The sequence below is a fragment of the Vibrio sp. ABG19 genome, assembly GCF_029962385.1.
GTDB lineage: Bacteria > Pseudomonadota > Gammaproteobacteria > Enterobacterales > Vibrionaceae > Vibrio > Vibrio ostreae.
The window spans coordinates 356,177-373,119 of the sequence record NZ_CP071707.1 but is presented as its reverse complement, the minus strand read 5'-3'; the positions used below and the strand labels follow the sequence as shown (position 1 = coordinate 373,119).

General features: G+C 50.5%; 16 protein-coding genes. 6 read left to right on the top strand and 10 right to left on the bottom strand.

The features are described from left to right. Positions 1 to 135 precede the first annotated feature (135 nt). The 5 genes from J0X00_RS01655 to J0X00_RS01635 form a co-directional block, all read right to left on the bottom strand. On the bottom strand, positions 136 to 576 hold the full coding sequence (locus J0X00_RS01655) for a copper chaperone PCu(A)C (RefSeq protein WP_218562130.1): 441 nt from the start codon (positions 574 to 576) through the stop codon (positions 136 to 138). Positions 577 to 580: 4 nt separating this feature from the next. Beyond that, complete coding sequence (locus J0X00_RS01650) at positions 581 to 1,213, bottom strand: SCO family protein (protein WP_282476832.1); 633 nt, start codon at positions 1,211 to 1,213, stop codon at positions 581 to 583. Further along, complete coding sequence (locus J0X00_RS01645; RefSeq protein ID WP_218561605.1) at positions 1,210 to 1,638, bottom strand: hypothetical protein; 429 nt, start codon at positions 1,636 to 1,638, stop codon at positions 1,210 to 1,212. The genes J0X00_RS01650 and J0X00_RS01645 overlap by 4 nt, the downstream gene beginning before the upstream one ends. 240 nt (positions 1,639 to 1,878) lie before the next feature. Beyond that, a complete protein-coding gene (locus J0X00_RS01640; protein WP_282476831.1) occupies positions 1,879 to 2,799 on the bottom strand; it encodes a DUF368 domain-containing protein in 921 nt (306 codons plus the stop codon). A gap of 410 nt (positions 2,800 to 3,209) precedes the next feature. Next, positions 3,210 to 3,857, bottom strand: coding sequence for a flagellar brake protein (locus J0X00_RS01635; protein WP_240798143.1), 648 nt, complete (start codon positions 3,855 to 3,857; stop codon positions 3,210 to 3,212). Between the two features lie 234 nt (positions 3,858 to 4,091). Here J0X00_RS01635 and J0X00_RS01630 point away from each other — a divergent pair, with 234 nt between their 5' ends. Next, positions 4,092 to 4,424: a GNAT family N-acetyltransferase gene (locus J0X00_RS01630; RefSeq protein ID WP_282476830.1), complete on the top strand. Its 333-nt coding sequence runs from the start codon at positions 4,092 to 4,094 to the stop codon at positions 4,422 to 4,424. Between the two features lie 79 nt (positions 4,425 to 4,503). Here J0X00_RS01630 and J0X00_RS01625 read toward each other — a convergent pair whose 3' ends face one another. Then, the gene (locus J0X00_RS01625) at positions 4,504 to 5,484 is read right to left on the bottom strand and encodes an endonuclease/exonuclease/phosphatase family protein (protein WP_136483707.1); all 981 of its coding nucleotides are present in this window, start codon (positions 5,482 to 5,484) and stop codon (positions 4,504 to 4,506) included. Positions 5,485 to 5,624: 140 nt separating this feature from the next. Here J0X00_RS01625 and J0X00_RS01620 point away from each other — a divergent pair, with 140 nt between their 5' ends. Continuing rightward, positions 5,625 to 6,800, top strand: coding sequence for an MFS transporter (locus J0X00_RS01620; protein WP_136483708.1), 1,176 nt, complete (start codon positions 5,625 to 5,627; stop codon positions 6,798 to 6,800). 105 nt (positions 6,801 to 6,905) lie between these two features. On the opposite strand, the gene J0X00_RS01615 is transcribed toward J0X00_RS01620, so the two are convergent. The 4 genes from J0X00_RS01615 to deoD form a co-directional block, all read right to left on the bottom strand. Continuing rightward, positions 6,906 to 8,489 (bottom strand): GGDEF domain-containing protein, encoded by a 1,584-nt coding sequence (locus tag J0X00_RS01615; protein WP_136483709.1) that lies wholly within the window; start codon positions 8,487 to 8,489, stop codon positions 6,906 to 6,908. Beyond that, complete coding sequence (locus tag J0X00_RS01610) at positions 8,470 to 9,957, bottom strand: hypothetical protein (RefSeq protein WP_282476829.1); 1,488 nt, start codon at positions 9,955 to 9,957, stop codon at positions 8,470 to 8,472. Before J0X00_RS01610 ends, J0X00_RS01615 begins: the two co-directional genes overlap by 20 nt. Before the next feature lie 168 nt (positions 9,958 to 10,125). Further along, positions 10,126 to 11,595, bottom strand: coding sequence for a lactate dehydrogenase (locus J0X00_RS01605; protein ID WP_282476828.1), 1,470 nt, complete (start codon positions 11,593 to 11,595; stop codon positions 10,126 to 10,128). Positions 11,596 to 11,664: 69 nt separating this feature from the next. Further along, the gene (gene deoD / locus J0X00_RS01600; RefSeq protein WP_136483712.1) at positions 11,665 to 12,375 is read right to left on the bottom strand and encodes a purine-nucleoside phosphorylase; all 711 of its coding nucleotides are present in this window, start codon (positions 12,373 to 12,375) and stop codon (positions 11,665 to 11,667) included. Between the two features lie 437 nt (positions 12,376 to 12,812). On the opposite strand from deoD, the gene J0X00_RS01595 reads away from it, so the two are divergent. From J0X00_RS01595 to J0X00_RS01580, 4 genes are read left to right on the top strand one after another with little or no spacing between them, the layout of a single operon-like run. Continuing rightward, the gene (locus J0X00_RS01595) at positions 12,813 to 13,766 is read left to right on the top strand and encodes a DUF523 and DUF1722 domain-containing protein (RefSeq protein WP_136483713.1); all 954 of its coding nucleotides are present in this window, start codon (positions 12,813 to 12,815) and stop codon (positions 13,764 to 13,766) included. Next, a complete protein-coding gene (locus tag J0X00_RS01590; protein ID WP_136483714.1) occupies positions 13,756 to 14,556 on the top strand; it encodes a MerR family transcriptional regulator in 801 nt (266 codons plus the stop codon). Before J0X00_RS01595 ends, J0X00_RS01590 begins: the two co-directional genes overlap by 11 nt. Before the next feature lie 23 nt (positions 14,557 to 14,579). Continuing rightward, positions 14,580 to 16,007 carry a deoxyribodipyrimidine photo-lyase gene (phrB, locus tag J0X00_RS01585; protein WP_282476827.1) on the top strand — a complete coding sequence of 476 codons (1,428 nt, stop codon included), beginning with the start codon at positions 14,580 to 14,582 and terminating at the stop codon, positions 16,005 to 16,007. Further along, complete coding sequence (locus J0X00_RS01580; protein ID WP_136483716.1) at positions 15,997 to 16,929, top strand: L,D-transpeptidase family protein; 933 nt, start codon at positions 15,997 to 15,999, stop codon at positions 16,927 to 16,929. The genes phrB and J0X00_RS01580 overlap by 11 nt, the downstream gene beginning before the upstream one ends. Positions 16,930 to 16,943 lie beyond the last annotated feature (14 nt).

Here is a 16,943-nt window from a genome sequence, read left to right as displayed (position 1 = left end):
GGAATAAGGTGTCATTAACGTTCTGGTTACATTTTCTGAATGGTGGCGGGGGCAGCAGATATCCGTGGCGTGATGAAGAAAAAGAGCGGGAAGTAAAAGTGCCGGCAGTTCAAGCGCGCGGCACTGAACGCCATATTAATGCTGATGCATTCCTGCCATCACCTTTTTTACCGGGGCATCAAAACGGTAGTGGTCGCCATTTTCTAATTGCAGTTCGACCTCAATGTTCATACCTGCCATCAGGGGCTGGGGTAAATCAAACAACATAATATGAAAACTGCCGGGTTTGAGTTGCAGCGAGCCGCCGGCCGGTAGTTTAAAAGAAGTGACCTGACGCATTTTCATCATGTCACCCTCGGTGATCACGTCATGCAGTTCTGCTTTGCCCGCTGCCGGTGTCAGCGCTGCCACTATGGAATGGTCCTGGTTGTCATGGTTGCTGATAGTGGCGAATACGGCACTGGTGACCGCATTGGGCGGGGTCGCGCGGGCATACGCCTGGCTCACTTCCAGGGTGGTGGCTGATAGTGTCATCGGACTTAGCAGGACGGCCGCTAATAAGCACATTTTGATCATCACTTTACTCTCCTTGTGATGGGGGGATATTCGACGTTGCAGACAGAACTTGCTGAATTGCGGCGATGAGCGGCGCCGGGTTCTGGGTGTGAGGCACCTTAGTGATCAGGCTGCCATCCGGACGAATAAAGTAGAAATAGGAGCTGTGGTCCAGGGTATATTGCAGCTTGGAGTCAGGTAATTCAGTCTTGCGGAAGATCACGCCATATTGATGAGCCAGAGCCGTCGTCACCGCGAGCGGGGCAGACAAACCTTCCAGCATCGGATGGAAGTAATGGGCATATTTGGCCGAGTCGGCGGCGTTATCTCTTTCCGGATCAAGAGAGATGAACATCGGGCGTAATTGATGCAGAGCTGTATCATCCAACTGATTCAGCGCTCCGGCTAACATCGCCAGTGAGGTAGGACACACGTCCGGGCAACGGGTGAAGCCAAAATAGAGAATGCGGATACGGTTGTCGTTTCGGTCAAACACCTCGACCGCTTTATTATTTTCACCATATAACACCACCGACTTAAGCTGTGTTGCGTTCTGTGGCGGTGGCATCGGCTGCTGTTGATGTGTGTCGAGATAGTTTTTTAGCGCGAAGCCAAGCGCAAAAGCCACCACCAGGATCAGAGACCAGTTTTTACTCATCGTTGCATCCTTATTGCCGGATAGACAGTTTGTCTGCCATCGGTCAGAGTACCAAGCCAGGTCATATCGCCTGCGGTACAGACTGGCAGGACGATATCAGCAGTAAAGATCCCCTGTTGATTGCGCTGCAACTTAAAGCGCACTTCTCCCATCTCCATTTCCAGACCTTGCATGGAGAGCAGCAGAGTCTCTGCAGCGGTGTCAGGCCAGTCTATGTGAATGAGGGTTGCAACCAGTGGCTGCACATGGTCGTCGGCCATTGTCATGGTGACGTTGTGTTGCTGGCAACTGATGGTGGACAGGGTGCAGTAATCGCCCAAGTCAGCCGGGCGATGTCCCTGCTGAGAAAAATCGGTCATCTGGGCGGCAAAAAAGCCGCCGGTCAGCGCTAAAAGGATGCAGCCAATGTGAAGTGTTCTTTGCATTCGGACGGCTCAGATCATCGAAGGCTACAGCGACGTTGTCTGCTATTGCCAGGTTTAACATCACAACACAGTTACGCCAGTCACGGGAATGACGTAATTAAGGCAAGACTAGCACATTGCATAATAAGTGGCTGTGAGCAAAGGGGAAAATTGTGATAGTGCGGTAGAAATCTGGGCCTGGCGCAGGGGCGATATGAATAACAAAGGTGGCCGCAGCCACCTTTTGTGTTGGTCAGTTGGTCACATGTCGTGACGGCTGGCATATTTCTCCAGGCCTAATACCAGAGCAATCGCACATACCATGAACAGGATAGCGATACCTAGTTGAGCTGGCTGGGATGTTACGGATTCAAATTCAAAAGGACTGAGATTATGTTGCAGCAGCGGTACTTGTTCACCGTGTGAATTGGTGCGCCAACTGAGAGTCTCTTTCCAGGGCCAGATTTTCGGTAGAGTCCCCAGCATCAGGCCGGTGAGAAAAGACAGCGTGACGTCACGATAGTGGTTCAGCAGCCATGACAGCAGGTGAGAGAAGCAGAGCAAGCCTGCCACACAACCGAGCACAAACAATCCCAGCACACTGCCTTGCAACGATTTCACCGCATCAATAATCGGCGTATACATACCGATCAGCAGCAGGATAAAGCTACCGGATATACCGGGTAGAATCATCGCACAGATGGCAATGCTGCCTGCCAGCAGAATATTGAGGCTGGTAAAATCCATACTAAGAGGCTTGATTACGGTAATCGAATAGGCGAACGCCACCCCGAGTGCCAGACAGCACCAGCGGGACACACTTTTTTGCTGAACCTGACGCAGAATATGGTACACAGAGACCAAAATTAAACCGAAGAAGAAAGACCAGGTCGGGATGGGATGGGTTTCCAGCAGCCAGGAGATGAGTTTCGCCAGGCTGACGATGCTGGTGATGATGCCGCCGAACAATGCGATCAGAAATCCGCCGTTGATATGACGAAAAGCGGCAGCAAAACCTTCTCGTCTCCATAAGCCGAGTAAACGTGGGTTAATGCGGCGAATACTTTCTAACAGGGTATCGTATACGCCGGTAATAAAAGCAATAGTCCCCCCTGACACGCCGGGTACAACATCCGCAGCGCCCATGGCGATACCTTTTAAAAATGTAGTGATGTAATTCATTACTAACCTTATTAGACCAACTGATGACGGCAGTATACCCAAAAAGGCGAGTCAAATCCGACCGATAAATTGAAATTATCGTTAAACAATGTCAGCGTAGATTAAGTGATGAGTTGCGTATCAAAATGCGTGTTTTTGCATTTTGCAATTTTTAAAATGCAAAAACATGCTGAAGATTGAGGTGAATGTGCGCAGAACAGGCCGAAAAAGCGCTTTTCAAGTTGGCACGCTTAATGCATAATATGTATCGACCCTTATTAAGCCGAGGGTCACCTAGCCAACTGACGTTGTTAGTGAATCGATATTTGTTCACATCATATATAAGCCAATCGCACCATTTGCGGTTGGCTCTTTTTTTATCTGTCGTTGGTCAATCCTGCCTGCAACTCCAAGTCGTTTGGGGCTAGTCTTTATTCCACGTTCAAGGTTAATTTCGTACCGTTGAATTTGAGTCGTGCCAGCAAATTTTTAGCGTTGGTCTTACCCTGATCGTTAAATTCCAAGCCGTAACGGGCATAATGCATTGAGCGCTGTAAGTTACAGATTTTACCAGTCAGCGGCGCAAACACTTTACTGCTTCTGCGGTCTGCAAACAGCTCGACGGAGACCAGATCTCCCACCTGATAGGTACGGCCAACCGGAGCGGTAATGAAACGACAGCCACTTTTAGACAGATCCCGGACTTCGCATTCCGCTTTTTGTTCACCCAGGTAAACCTTGCCGGACAAGTTGACCTCGTAACGCGGTTCTTTACGTAGCTGGGTGACTTGCATGGTGTTGGGAATGGACAGCATCGCCAGTGCTATCGGCTCTTGCATAATGTGCAGTAGCTGGCTGCGAAAATGCAGCATAGCGCCTTCCCCACGTGGGGAAATGGCTCGGACGTTGATCCAGAATCCTTCCTGAAAGAAAAAGTTGAGATCTTCTGCTGAGACCTGTGGAATCTCTATCAACAGATAAGTATCAGAATGCGTGCCAATAAAAGGGGTTTTACAACTGAATTTAGTTCCGACCGGGGTAGTGATGCTTAAAGTCAGCTCACTGCCGTGTTCCACCATCGCCAACGCATCTGTGCTGTTGAGAGTCGACACATTTTTTTGTCGGGCGCTGGACTTCGAGCTTCCATGCTCTTGCGGTGTTGCCACTGACTGTGCGCGCATTATGGTCTCCGTATTATTGACTGCTTTTATGCTTTTTTTCTGCAGTTAAGCACATTTTATGTTTAGATAATTTGAGATTCAATGTGATGAGGCGACAATTTCTTTGAGTTATTTATCAAAATTGGAGCAAAAATGAAGCGGAACAGCTCGCATACGGCGTCGGATGAGGCTGGCAATTACCATGAAGTGGTGTTTGATCAACAACAGCAGCAGATTCGGGTGCATCTGGAGGGCGACGACTGGGCCCGGATGGACTATTACCTGGAGGGGAAAGTGATGACAATAACCTCAACCCGAATTCCCGAATCACTGCGTGGCAAGGGATACGGACAAGTCATGATGGAGTGCATTCTACCGTTGCTGGAAGCGAGACAATGGCAGCTGATTCCACGTTGTAGTTACGTTGCACACTATCTGCAGCACCATTCCCGATGGCAGCACTTGATCAAGACGGCGGGATTATAATCTGCCTGAGGCAAGGATCAATGTTGTCCGCCTTGCGATGCTTTAAGGTGAACCGGGCAGTGATAGCGCTCATTATTATTTAAAGCGGCAACTCGCTATTCCCGGCTATGGTTTTAGCGCACTGCAAGGTCACGGCAACCAGGGCGTGATCGCTGGCAAAGCGGTCGGCTTCTGAGTGCGGATTGACCAGATGGTGATCTTCCACATGGTAATCGACCACGGTTGCCACCGGATGGTCGGCGTCCTGGGTAAAGTCGCTGCTGAGCAGGATATAGTCGAGCACCTGACCACTGGCGCCACTGTAATGGGTCGGTTTCCGTGTTCCTGCGTGACTATGGCTAAAGAGCTCCCAACTGTCGTGCAGATGATAGGGCAGTAAAGGTGCAAAAGTATCAGGCTGGCGGAAACGATGAGTCGCGCGCAGCGCATTGAATTCCATGCTGCTTAGCACCTGGTTGAAATCGCCCATCAGTACCATGGGATGGCCATACTGGCGTTTGCGCTGCACCATGGCCTGATGAAGCAGGTGCGCCTCTTGTCCTCGTTGCATCGCGGATTGCCAGCGTCCGTAGAGCTCTGTTTGCCAGGCATCAACCAACCTGGCGTCTTCCTCGCTTTCCAGCATTGAACGTTGGGATTTAAAATGTACCACATACACATCCACCAGGCCGAGCGCCGGATGGATGAGGGTTGCACGTAGCGGCTGACGTTGAAAACTGAACCCCTCCACCGTCACATCGATCTGCTTGACCTCGATCAGTTCGAAACGCGAGGCAATCGCGACGACAGGCGATGAATAAATGTAGCCATCGCTGATTTTGGGTTGATCGACCACCGCGAAATAAGGGTACCCCAACTCCGTCACTTGCTGTTGCAGAGCCTCTGGCGTGAATACTTCCTGGAAACCAATCACATCGGCATTCAGCGCGGCGAGTTTACGATTTAGCCAGGCTTGTTTCTGCTGCCACTGGCCAGCTTCGTAAATATTGTTAAAGTCATAAAACGCGTTCGGCGGCGCCAGATAATTGAGCAGATTGGCAGTAGCAAATCGGATATGCATAGCAGTCCTCGGCAGTCAGGTATGATGTCAGCGTTCGTTCAACAGGTATTGGTGTTAATGTTGTGCTACAGAAAGGTTACAGTGCACAGAAGTTTAGGTAAACTGGCCGCCTGTTAAACGCTAGGATGATAATAATACCCATGGAAGCTAAAAATTGGCGAACTCCTGAAAATTTTCTGCTGATAATTTCGATTATCGTGCCGATTGCATTTTCCAGCTGGATGGCTCTGCTCAACAATTTTGCGGTTGAGCAAGCGCAGTTTAATGGTGCAGACATCGGCTTGCTGCAAAGTGTGCGTGAAATTCCGGGCTTTCTCGCCTTCACCGCCATCTTTGTTCTGCTGTTCATTCGTGAACAGCGTTTTATGATCATCGCGCTGGCGATGCTCACTTTCGGAGTGACCATGACCGGATGGTTCCCGACTCTGACCGGTCTGTTGTTTACCACGTTGATCATGTCGATCGGATTCCACTATTTTGAAACATTAAAACAGTCCCTCTCGCTGCAATGGCTGACTAAAGAAGAAGCGCCGGAAATGCTGGGTAAATTTATCTCGGTTGGCGCGTTGGCTTCCCTCATCACCTATGGCGTTGTCTGGGTGATGCTGGAGCAATTACAGCTCAGTTACAAATGGGTATATGGCATCACAGGAGGGACCGGTTTGGTGTTGGTGATTGCCATCGCATTACTGTTTCCTGAATTTCAGGCTAAGACACCGCAGAACAAGAAACTGGTGCTGCGTAAACGCTACTGGCTTTACTATGCGCTGACTTTTATGAGTGGCGCACGGCGTCAGATATTTACCGTGTTTGCCGGTTTTCTGATGGTGGAAAAATTTGGCTATTCGGCGGCTGATATTACCCTGCTATTTTTGATCAACTATGTGTTCAACTTCCTGTTTGCTAAGCGTATTGGTCGTTTTATTGGCATTGTTGGCGAACGCAAAGCACTAATGTTTGAGTACCTTGGGCTGATTTGTGTGTTTGTTAGCTATGCTTTCGTGACTGATGCTCATTGGGCTGCGGGCCTGTACGTGGTTGACCATCTGTTTTTTGCGCTGGCGCTGGCGGTGAAAACCTATTTCCAGAAAATTGCTGATCCGGCTGATATGGCCTCTACTGCGGGTGTGTCGTTTACGATTAACCACATCGCAGCGGTCGTGATTCCGGTGACCTTTGGTCTGCTGTGGCTGGTTTCGCCAGCCGCGGTATTTCTGATCGGGGCTGCGATGGCCGGAGTTTCTTTCCTGCTCTCTCTCAATATTCCTGGTCAGCCGCAGGAAGGCAACGAAGTGCGCATCCTGCGCTGGAGCTGATAGCGGCTCAAATTGATTGCATAAAAGGACTTTGGGGAATAAGGGCGCCGGGTGCAATCAGTCCAGGCTTAAGAGGTTGGCGAGCGTTGCGCTCGCCGGGAGGATTCAGTTCTCCGTGCAGACCTGATTACGGCCGTTGGCTTTGGCACGATACAGCGCTTTGTCGGCACGATAGAAAGTGCGTTGGGTGTTTTCACCCTCTCGATGCAGAGTGACGCCGATACTGACGGTCAGGCGGCGCTCACCAAGAATACTTTCCCAATCAAACTGGTTAATGCGTTCGCGAAACATTTCCGCATGGCCATGGGCTTGTTCGAGAGTCGCATTTTCGATAATCACCAGGAACTCTTCGCCACCAAAACGAACACATGACGCATTACGAAAACGGAAATAGCGCGCCAGTTCGGATGAGACACTGACAATAGCACTATCCCCGACCAGATGGCTGAGTTCATCATTAATCGATTTAAAATGGTCGATATCGACGACCAGAAAGGCGAATGGTGTTGCGTTGAGCAGCAGATCTTTGAGTTTGCTATCCAGCCAGCGCCGATTGTGCAGCTTGGTCATCGGATCGGTGTAGACGTCTTGCTGCAATTGCGCCACGGCATGTTTCTGATTCTCTGTGGTTTCTTTGAGCTCGCGGTTTTCCAGTTCAGATAAGATGAGTTTCAGTTGCAGTTCAAAGCGAGATAAGCGGCGCAGTTGCGGCGAGCCCAGTTCGCCGATCGGGATCTGTTTCATCAGATCGGATTCTATGCGAAAGCCTTTCTTCTCATAAGCCAGTGCCGTTTTAAACTGTCCCTGCTGCTCGCTGATTTGGCTGAATGCACGATAAAGGCGTTGTTCAAGCACCGAGGTGATCTTGGTTGGCAGGCGTTTTTCCGTTGCCTGCAGTACCAAAGTGGCGTACTGATACTTATCTAACTGCAGCAAGCAGTAGGCTTTTTCGATTCTCAGCATGACGGAAAGCCACAATGAATGCACCTGACCGACCTGGTTCGCGACGCTGCCCAGAGTCGCTATCGCCAGTTCCAGTTTATTCTGCTGGCGATATAACGTAGCCCGATAAAGCAGGATTTGTCCGGCGAGATTTTTGTCGTTGACCAGAATACTCAGCTCTTCGCACTCTTTAATCAAATCGTTGGCGGCGGTGTAGCGATGCAGATGCAGATAGCAGCCCAACATATTCAGCTTGTACCTCAGCCGTAAAGAGCGGCTGGAGATGGCATGATCAATCCCGTCTATTTTCTGGTAGTAGCGCAGTGCCCGGGTATGATCGCCATAGTCATCGCATAAGCTACCCATGCCCAGCACGGCCAGCACGTAGTCGTCAATCAGGCTGTGTTCCACCGCCAGGCCCGACGCAGAAATATACTCTGTCAGTGCCGCGGAGTAGTCGCCAAGTTCAATCAAACGTTCACTGAGGCTGTTTTTCAGTGACAGGATAAGTTCATAGTCATGACTGGCTGCTAATAGTTTCAGTGCCGAACGCAACTCCTCGCTGCTTTGGGCTAACTGATTGAGTTCAGCGCGGCATTCTGCACTGAATATCAGACACAGGGCTTTTTCTTCCGGTGTGGTCGCAATATGCTGACGTACATGATTCCAGAAAATGATCGCACCTTCGCCCGTGACCGACGTGGCGTCCAGTCCCGCGTCCTGAATTTTATTGAGTAGGACTTCCATACGACTTTTCCTGTGTTTGTATCTGTTCTAACTGCTCTAGGGTAAATGGAAAACTGAGAATATCGTACAGCTGAATATCCGGCATCTCGTGATGCAGCCCTTTACGCTGCCAGGGATAGATGTCGATCATCTGTTGCAAGGTCTGATAGAGCTTCTCTGCGGCGCGGTCTTTTTCTTTTACCAGCAGTCCCAGCCGATGAGTGCTCAGTCTTGACAACAAGTCCTGTGAAGCACACAAGGTGTGTACCAGCTCGGTACAAATGTCGAGAAAGTAGGGATCCGGATGCAAAATGGTAATCACCGAGTGATTGGCATGGTTCAGCTCCGCTTTGAACTGAACTAATTGTTCCCACCAGTAGGTTTCTGACACCATATTGGACAGATGCTTTTCCGGGTCGTATTCGAACTGGGTGCGGATGCGGTTAATCAGCTTTCTGGCGCGCTGCTCAAGCTGATCTTTGGACATACGAGCTTTATCGAGCCCGATTTGTACCGTCTGCTCCCGTAGCATGCGGGTCGAGTGGAGACGATAATGACGAAATGCCCGCAAGGCGCTTTGGTAGTCACCGCGTTCTTCGGCGATTAAAGATTGTTGATAACAGATTTGTGCCAACAATTCCCGGTTATCGGCATCGTCGGCTGAGCGTTCGGCGGCATGCAGCAGCCGAGTCGCCTCGTCCAGATTATGGCGTAGCATCTCCAGTCGTGCACGGCTGATGTAGGAGTGAGCGGTCATCCAGACTAAATCGTGTTTGACCGCTAGATCATGCGCGCGTTTGGTGGCTTCATCGGCATCACTGAGCCTTTCCAGCCCGAGTAAAGCTAATGCTCTGAAATCCCATACTTCAGCCTGCCAGGTGCGGTCCTGATGACCTTGCAGTACTTCTTCAGCACCATCAAGTACAGTTAGCATGTCGACAAACTGATTGAGCAGGTAGAGATCCCAGGCCCATAAAATGCGGGCTTTGCCTTCCAGCCAGTGAATGCGCGTGTTGTTGGCGACCTTGACGGCCAGCTCATGGGTTGAAGCGGCCAGTTTATGCTCGCCGGTCGTTCGCCAGACATTACCCAAACCGATCAGACACTCGATCATAATGCCATGTTCATCGACCAGTGCGGCCTGCTCAAGGGCATTGATCCAAAACTGTTGTGCGGTGTAGAACTTTGCTTGTCCCCAGAAATGTAAGGCGTGGATATGCAATATCTCGGGAACATAATCATCGGTGTCCAGGCTGTTCTGGTAACTGAGCGCCTGTTTGATGGTTTTCAGCCCCTGGCCGTGATTGTGCTCAAGCCAGTGGCAACGGGAGAGAATAATCAGTGCCTGGATAATACCATCGGAGTAATCGAGTTGTTTTGAACGCACCAGACACTGCTCAGCCACCAGCAGTGTCTGCTGGGGTTCTGACTCAATTTTATTGCGCAATTGGTCGAGTTCAAGATCGATTAGGTAGTGGTTTTTATCCAAACTGATGAGATCCTTGGCGTTGTGGTCAGCAGTTGGCCGAATTTCCCCCGGGTAAAATGCCGACATGACTTCAAACGTATTAGTGCAACAATTTTAGTTATTTTACAATGAGTCACTGTATTTATTGACCATAGTTCACAAATTTACGTTTGGGAATTCGCCGAAAGTTTAGGACAAAAGTTCTTTTAATGTAAGGGGGTGTTGTGTTACGCCCAGGTTTTGAGCCGCGGTAAAGCCGTGTTTATCCTGATAACAGAGGTTATGCCAGGCACGGAAAATGTCCAGTAACGGCAGCAACCCGCCCGGTCTGAGTTTGCGTCTTGGCTCGTTGATAAAGCCATCGAACAGCAGTTGGAAGCGCAGCTGATAAAATTCAATCTGGCGGATTGAGGCTTGCTCCAGCCAGTAAGTTGGCTCTGGGTTATCGCCGGCCAGATAACAGATGCCTTTGCTGCCTGATTGCTGATGAGTGATTGCCCAGCGGTCACGCCACCATCCCATAAGTACGATGTCGACTTTTTCAAACGTGTGGCCGGTGATCCACTGGCTGTCTTCCTCCACATACATCAGATCCACACGGTTGGTTCTGATTCGTGGTAGACAAACGCTGAGTGCTGCCGAGCGCAGCAGAGGATCCTGCGGCATATAGAGAGTTATCCGCTTGTTCTCATTACACATATCCAACAAATGCAGATAGTGCGCGTAGGCAGTATACGGCGGGTGAATCAAAGCACCTTTGGATGGATACTGAAAACGGGTCAGATTGCCCATCGGATCTTCCACATTGGTGCGGGCTAGAATGGTTTGGTATTTCTGATCGATACGTTGACGCAGATGCGGAGAAGGCGGCTCACTCTCCAGACTGGCTTCAGCGGACTGCTGACGGGACACAAACCGGGCCGGAAAGGCATACGGGTCGTGATCCACCGGGCCTTGTGGCTCTTCATCGGCGGAGTAATTGACATGTTGGCACAAAATGTAGCCGCTACGAGCGTCACCGGTCGTTATCCACAGCGCGCCATTATTACTGTGCGGTTGCAGCGGCATAAAGCGTGACGCAAATTGATAGCTGTCGGTGTGATTAATCCAGCGTGCATCCATGACGGCCAGTTTGCGCCGGCAACGACTGGCGATGTGGTCGACATGGTCATAGAAGGTTTTAGGATTAATGTTTAATTTACGGCAGATTTCGCGCACTGAGTAGCCAGTAAACAGCAGGCCGAGCAGGGTTTCCTGTACCTGGAGTTTGTGATTGGCTCCCGACCATTTATCGACAAACGTCGACTGGCAGGTTTTGCAGCGGTAACGCTGACGATCACCACTGTAACCAAAAGCGTGATACAAGTGCTTATGGGTATGAACCGACAGGCCGAAATTAGCGCACTCAGACTGGCGACACGCGGGCAGGCCGTCACTGTGCAATTGGCGCAGACGGTGCAGCTCGTTGAGTACTTCGCGATTGTTAAGTAAGGGGGGGAAGGCGCCACATTCACGACAAACCATGGTAGGACGCTTGGGGTTTGCGCGTTGCAGAATATAACGTTCAGCATCACTTAATCCAAAGTTGTCACACGCCAATGTTTTACAAAAGTTAAGTTGCAGACCATCCGCATCCACCGGTAATTGGTCGTAAGACACGATCGCCCCCTCGGAGTTTGTCAGCCGCCACTGTTAATTACAGTGGCGGTGAGATAAGTTGAATTTACCTTAGATGTTGATCGCCGTTTCCAGTGCGACCTGCATCATGTCATGGAAAGATTTCTGACGATCCTCTGCGCTGAGTTTTTCACCGCGCAGGATATGATCGGATACAGTCAGAATAGTCAGTGCGCGTGCGCCCAGTTCGGCGGCCACACCGTAGATGCCGGCCGCTTCCATATCTACACCCAGGATGCCCAGTTTCTTCATCTTTTCAAAGATTTCAGGTTCCGGGGTATAGAACAGGTCGGCGGAAAAGACGTTCCCTACTTTAATCGCAACATTCTGAGCTCGCGCCTGATTAACCGCCGTTTCCAGTAAGTCGTAGTCGGCGATTGCGGCAAAATCATGACCGCTGAAACGAATGCGGTTTACTTTGGAATCGGTCGACGCGCCCATGCCAATGACCACATCCATCAGTTTGACATCATCACGCACCGCGCCACAGCTACCAATACGAATGATGTTTTTCACGCCGAATTCTGCGATCAGTTCATGCACGTAAATGCTGCAGGACGGAATGCCCATACCATGTCCCATTACCGACACTTTCTTACCTTTGTAAGTGCCTGTGTAACCAAACATATTACGTACATCGCAGACCTTCTTTACGTCATCGAGATAGGTTTGCGCGATGAATTCTGCACGCAGGGGATCACCTGGCATCAGCACGGTTTCTGCAAAATCACCGGTTTCGGCATTAATGTGTGGGGTGGCCATTGTTGTTCTCCAAAGTTGGACAGTCTTTCGTCAACTGAGATTAATTCACTGACATGAAGGTGTGGTTACCGATCGTGAAAGTGTAATTACCTATATTGTTGACTCATGAATGATTTGTTGTGGCAATACTAATCAGTAATAGCAAGGATCCTTGCGATGTTGGTCACAAAATGGTGTTGGTGATCGAGAATGAATTACTTTGATAACTATTTATGTTGAAAGTGCTAACGTAATCGATTTGCTGCCTATCGATTGGCTCTATATCGAATGATTCAACCGCGATATTTGCAAACTGGCAACCCGCGTTGTCTGGATGGAAACGGGGATGATGCAAACACATCAGACCGAATTTTTATACAAGAAATTTGTTTGTATAACCTTTAGCAGTTATGCTATATCTTATACAAAGTTTTTAATTGTACAATTTGGAGGCCAGTATGGAATCGCAAGGTATTCGAGTCGGAATCAGCTCCTGTGTGCTGGGGGAGCGGGTGCGTTTTGACTCTGGGCATAAAAAGAGCCGGTTTGTGACCGACGAGCTTGCTCCGTACTTTGAGTTTGTTGCGGTTTGTCCGGAGGTAGGCATGGGATTACCTGTTCCCCGCCCGACTATCCGGCTGATTTCGGATCAAGAGCGTATCGCTCTGGTTGAGACCAAAGACCCGAGTCGTGATCACACGGCTGGCCTGCTGGCCTATTCTGAGCAGAAAATTGCTGAGCTGCAGCACGAGCAGCTACGGGGATACATTGTCTGCGCCAAGTCGCCTACCTGCGGGATGGAGAAAGTTAAAGTGTATAAAGAGCATGGCGCGGAAAAAGAGGGCGTCGGACTTTACACTCAGAAATTGAAAGAGGCGATGCCTTGGCTGCCGATTGAAGAAGATGGCCGGCTCAATGATCCTGTATTGCGCGAAAACTTTATTACCCGGGTGTTCTGCCTGCATGATTTCTATCAGAGCATGGGTGATAAGCCGAGCGCAGGCAAAGTGGTCGACTTCCACTCCCGCTATAAATTGTCGCTTATGGCTCATCATCCGCTCTCTTACCGGGCGTTGGGCAGGCTGGTGGCCAATGTCAGTCATCATGATCCGCAAGAGTTTGTGCGTGAATACCGCTTGGGCCTTATGCAGGCGCTGTCACATCGTGCCAGCCGCAAAAACCATACGAATGTACTGATGCATCTGCAAGGCTACTTCAAGCGCTCTCTAAATGCCGAGCAGAAATCAGAACTGGCGGGTCTGATCCATGATTATCGTCTCGGCACCTTGCCGCTGCTGGCACCCCTGACGCTGATTAAACATTATTTATCCATGTATCCGGATGCGTACCTGAGTAAACAGCGTTATCTGGATCCTCATCCTCAGGAGTTGAAATTACGTTATGGCTTATGAAGAGAAGTTGTACGCGATTCGCGAAGTCTCAGAAATTACCGGGGTTAAACCGGTCACGCTCAGAGCCTGGCAACGTCGTTACAACCTGGTGCAACCCCAGCGCACGGAGAAAGGACACCGTTTGTACACCGACCTGGATATTCAGACGATACGTCAAATTCAAAACTGGCTGCTTAAAGGTGTCTCAATCGGAAAGGTCAGCCAGTTGTTGCAGGGAGCGCTGCTTGAACCGGGTGAGCTGACAGCGGCTCAAACGGAACTGGAAGAGTGTGAAGCCCTGTTGAGTGCACTGGCGCAGCTCAATCGTGGTAAGGCTGAAAGTGTGATTTCGACCGTGATGAAAGAGTATCCGCTTGATATCGTCGAGCGTCAGTTCTTGTTGCCGGTGATTGACGCGGTCGACAAGGTAAAAGGTCCGCTGCGCTCGCTGCAAAAAGGTCTGCTGCAATCGATTATGCTGACCAAGTTATCGGGCATCATGGAGTCGGAAAATAAAGCAGCGCATAAAGGGCGCTGCCTGGTGGTGAGTTTCGATCCTGTGGGCAGTGTGCTGGCGTGGCTTTGGGCGCTGACCTGGGCCGAGCAAGGCTATAACGTCACCTTCCTGGATGGTGTTGAGGACATGACGGGGCTGCAGGAGCATGAGTTCCTGGCGCAATATAGCGCTGTGGCGCTGTTCTCTCATCGCAGTCTGGCTGAGAACCAGGTTCAGACGCTGCATCAACTGGTCAGCCGGTTTGGCGAGCAGTTATTTCTGTCAGATGTGTTACAAACCCTGACTCAACAGTAAGCCTGTTTTGAAGAGGAACCGATATGAAGCTGGTGTGGTTACGTCGCGATTTACGCTCGGTAGATAACGGCGCGCTTAATCAAGCGATCAGCAGTGGTGAAGCGGTATGTGCACTGTTTATCGCGACGCCTGCCCAGTGGCAGCAACATGATTTGGCGCCGGTTCAGGCCGATCTCATTTACCGCCGCTTGTTCGCGTTGCAGCGCGAGTTGCAGGCGCTGAACATTCCGCTGCTGTATAAAGAAGTCGATGACTTTAACCAGGCCGCTGAATGTGTTGCCGACATAGCGCAGCAACTCGATGCGGGCCAGGTGCTGGTGAATCGAGATTATGAGCTCAATGAACAGCAGCGTGATGCTCTGGCTGCTGAATTGCTGACGGCGAAAGGAATTGACTGGCACTCGGAACACGATAAATGCGTTCTGGCGCCCGGCAGCGTGCTCAATAAGCAGGGGGCTTATTTTAAAGTGTTCACGCCGTTTAAGCGTGCCTGGCTAACACGTTTCTCTCCGCCGAGAATTGAGTCACCGGCTAAAGCCGCGTGTTGGGAGCTGGATGCCTCTCTTAGCGCGTTGGTATGGGATGACACGCAGCCTTTTTCTCACCCGCGAGTGGACAGCAGCGACTGGCCGGTTGAATTTGATGATTTGCGTCAACGCCTGCGCGCGTTTTGTCAGGAGCAGGTGACGGATTACAAGCAACTGAGGGATTTTCCTGCTCGCGCGGCCACCAGTACGCTTTCCCCTTATCTGGCGATCGGCGCCCTGTCGGCTCGTCAGTGTATTGCTCGTCTGTATGCAGAATCTGATATGGGCGCGTTGTCGGAAGGGGCGCAGACCTGGCTCAGTGAACTGATTTGGCGCGAGTTTTACCAGCACTTATTGGTGTTTGAACCACGTCTGTCGAAGAGCAAAGATTTTCTCGATTGGGGCGCCCGCTTGGAATGGTGGCAGGATGAGGAGAAATTCCGCCGTTGGTGTGAAGGCAAAACCGGCTATCCGATTGTTGATGCTGCGATGCGTCAGCTCAACCAGACTGGTTGGATGCATAATCGGCTGCGCATGATTGTCGCCAGTTTTCTGACCAAAGATCTACACATCGACTGGCGCTGGGGTGAGCGCTACTTTATGCAACAGCTTATTGATGGTGATTATGCAGCCAATAATGGTGGCTGGCAGTGGTGTGCTTCCACCGGTTGCGATGGCCAGCCCTACTTTCGTATTTTCAATCCTGTGACCCAGAGTGAAAAGTTTGATCCGCAAGGACGCTTTATTCGCCAGTGGGTCGAAGAGCTCAATCAGGTGCCGGAAAAGTATATTCACGCGCCATGGCTCTGGTCCGGTGTTAACTCTCTGTTATATCCGCAGCCAATAGTTGATCACAAAGCGGAAAGAGAAGTAACCTTACGCTTATATAAAGAAGCGAAGGATAATAGCGATCATGTTACGTAAGTTATTGCTGTGGGGAGCATTGACCACCAGTTTTGCAACCAGTGCGTGGGCTGCGACTTACGATTTGCCCCATGAAGGCAGCAGCATGGTCGGCCATACTCAATACCATGTGATTGAGAAAGGGGAGACACTGGCCAATATTGCCAAGCACTATGATGTGGGTTTCCTGGCTCTGATGGCCGCCAACAAAGGGGTTGACCCGTTTTTGCCGCAGGAAGGCTATGTCCTGACCATTCCCTCCCAGGTGATTTTACCGGATGTTCCTTACGAAGGCATTGTGGTTAATCTGGCCGAATTGCGTTTGTACTATTTCGAGCCTGACTCAGGCAAAGTCCATATTTTCCCGGTCGGTATTGGCCGGATCGGGCGTGACACGCCAGAAATGCAAACTGTGATCAGTCAGAAACGTCCGGCTCCGACCTGGACGCCAACTGAAAATATTCGCCAGGAATATCGTAAGAAAGGGATCGAACTGCCCGCAGTCGTGCCGGCCGGCCCGGATAACCCATTGGGTGAATACGCCTTGCGTCTTGGTTATGGGCATGGTGAATATCTGATCCATGGTACTAACAAAGATTTTGGCATTGGATTACGCGTCAGCTCAGGCTGTATTCGTATGGAGCCGAAAGACATTGAATGGTTATTCCAGCAGGTTGATCGCGGCGAAAAAGTACGTGTCATCGACGAGCCGGTCAAAGTGGCACTGGAACCGGATCGCAGCGTGTTTGTCGAAGCGCATGAACCACTGACCCGCAGCGACGGCAGTAAGAAATCTCTGGCGATGCCAATGGAGCTGAAATGGTGGATGGATGAATTCAATAAATCTGACACAAAAGCGCGCGCAGTGATTCTGGCTCAAAACGGGGTACCGGTTGAAGTGGTCGCACCGGACCTGAAAACGGAAACTGCCGAGGTCAACTGAGCACTGTTTTTCTG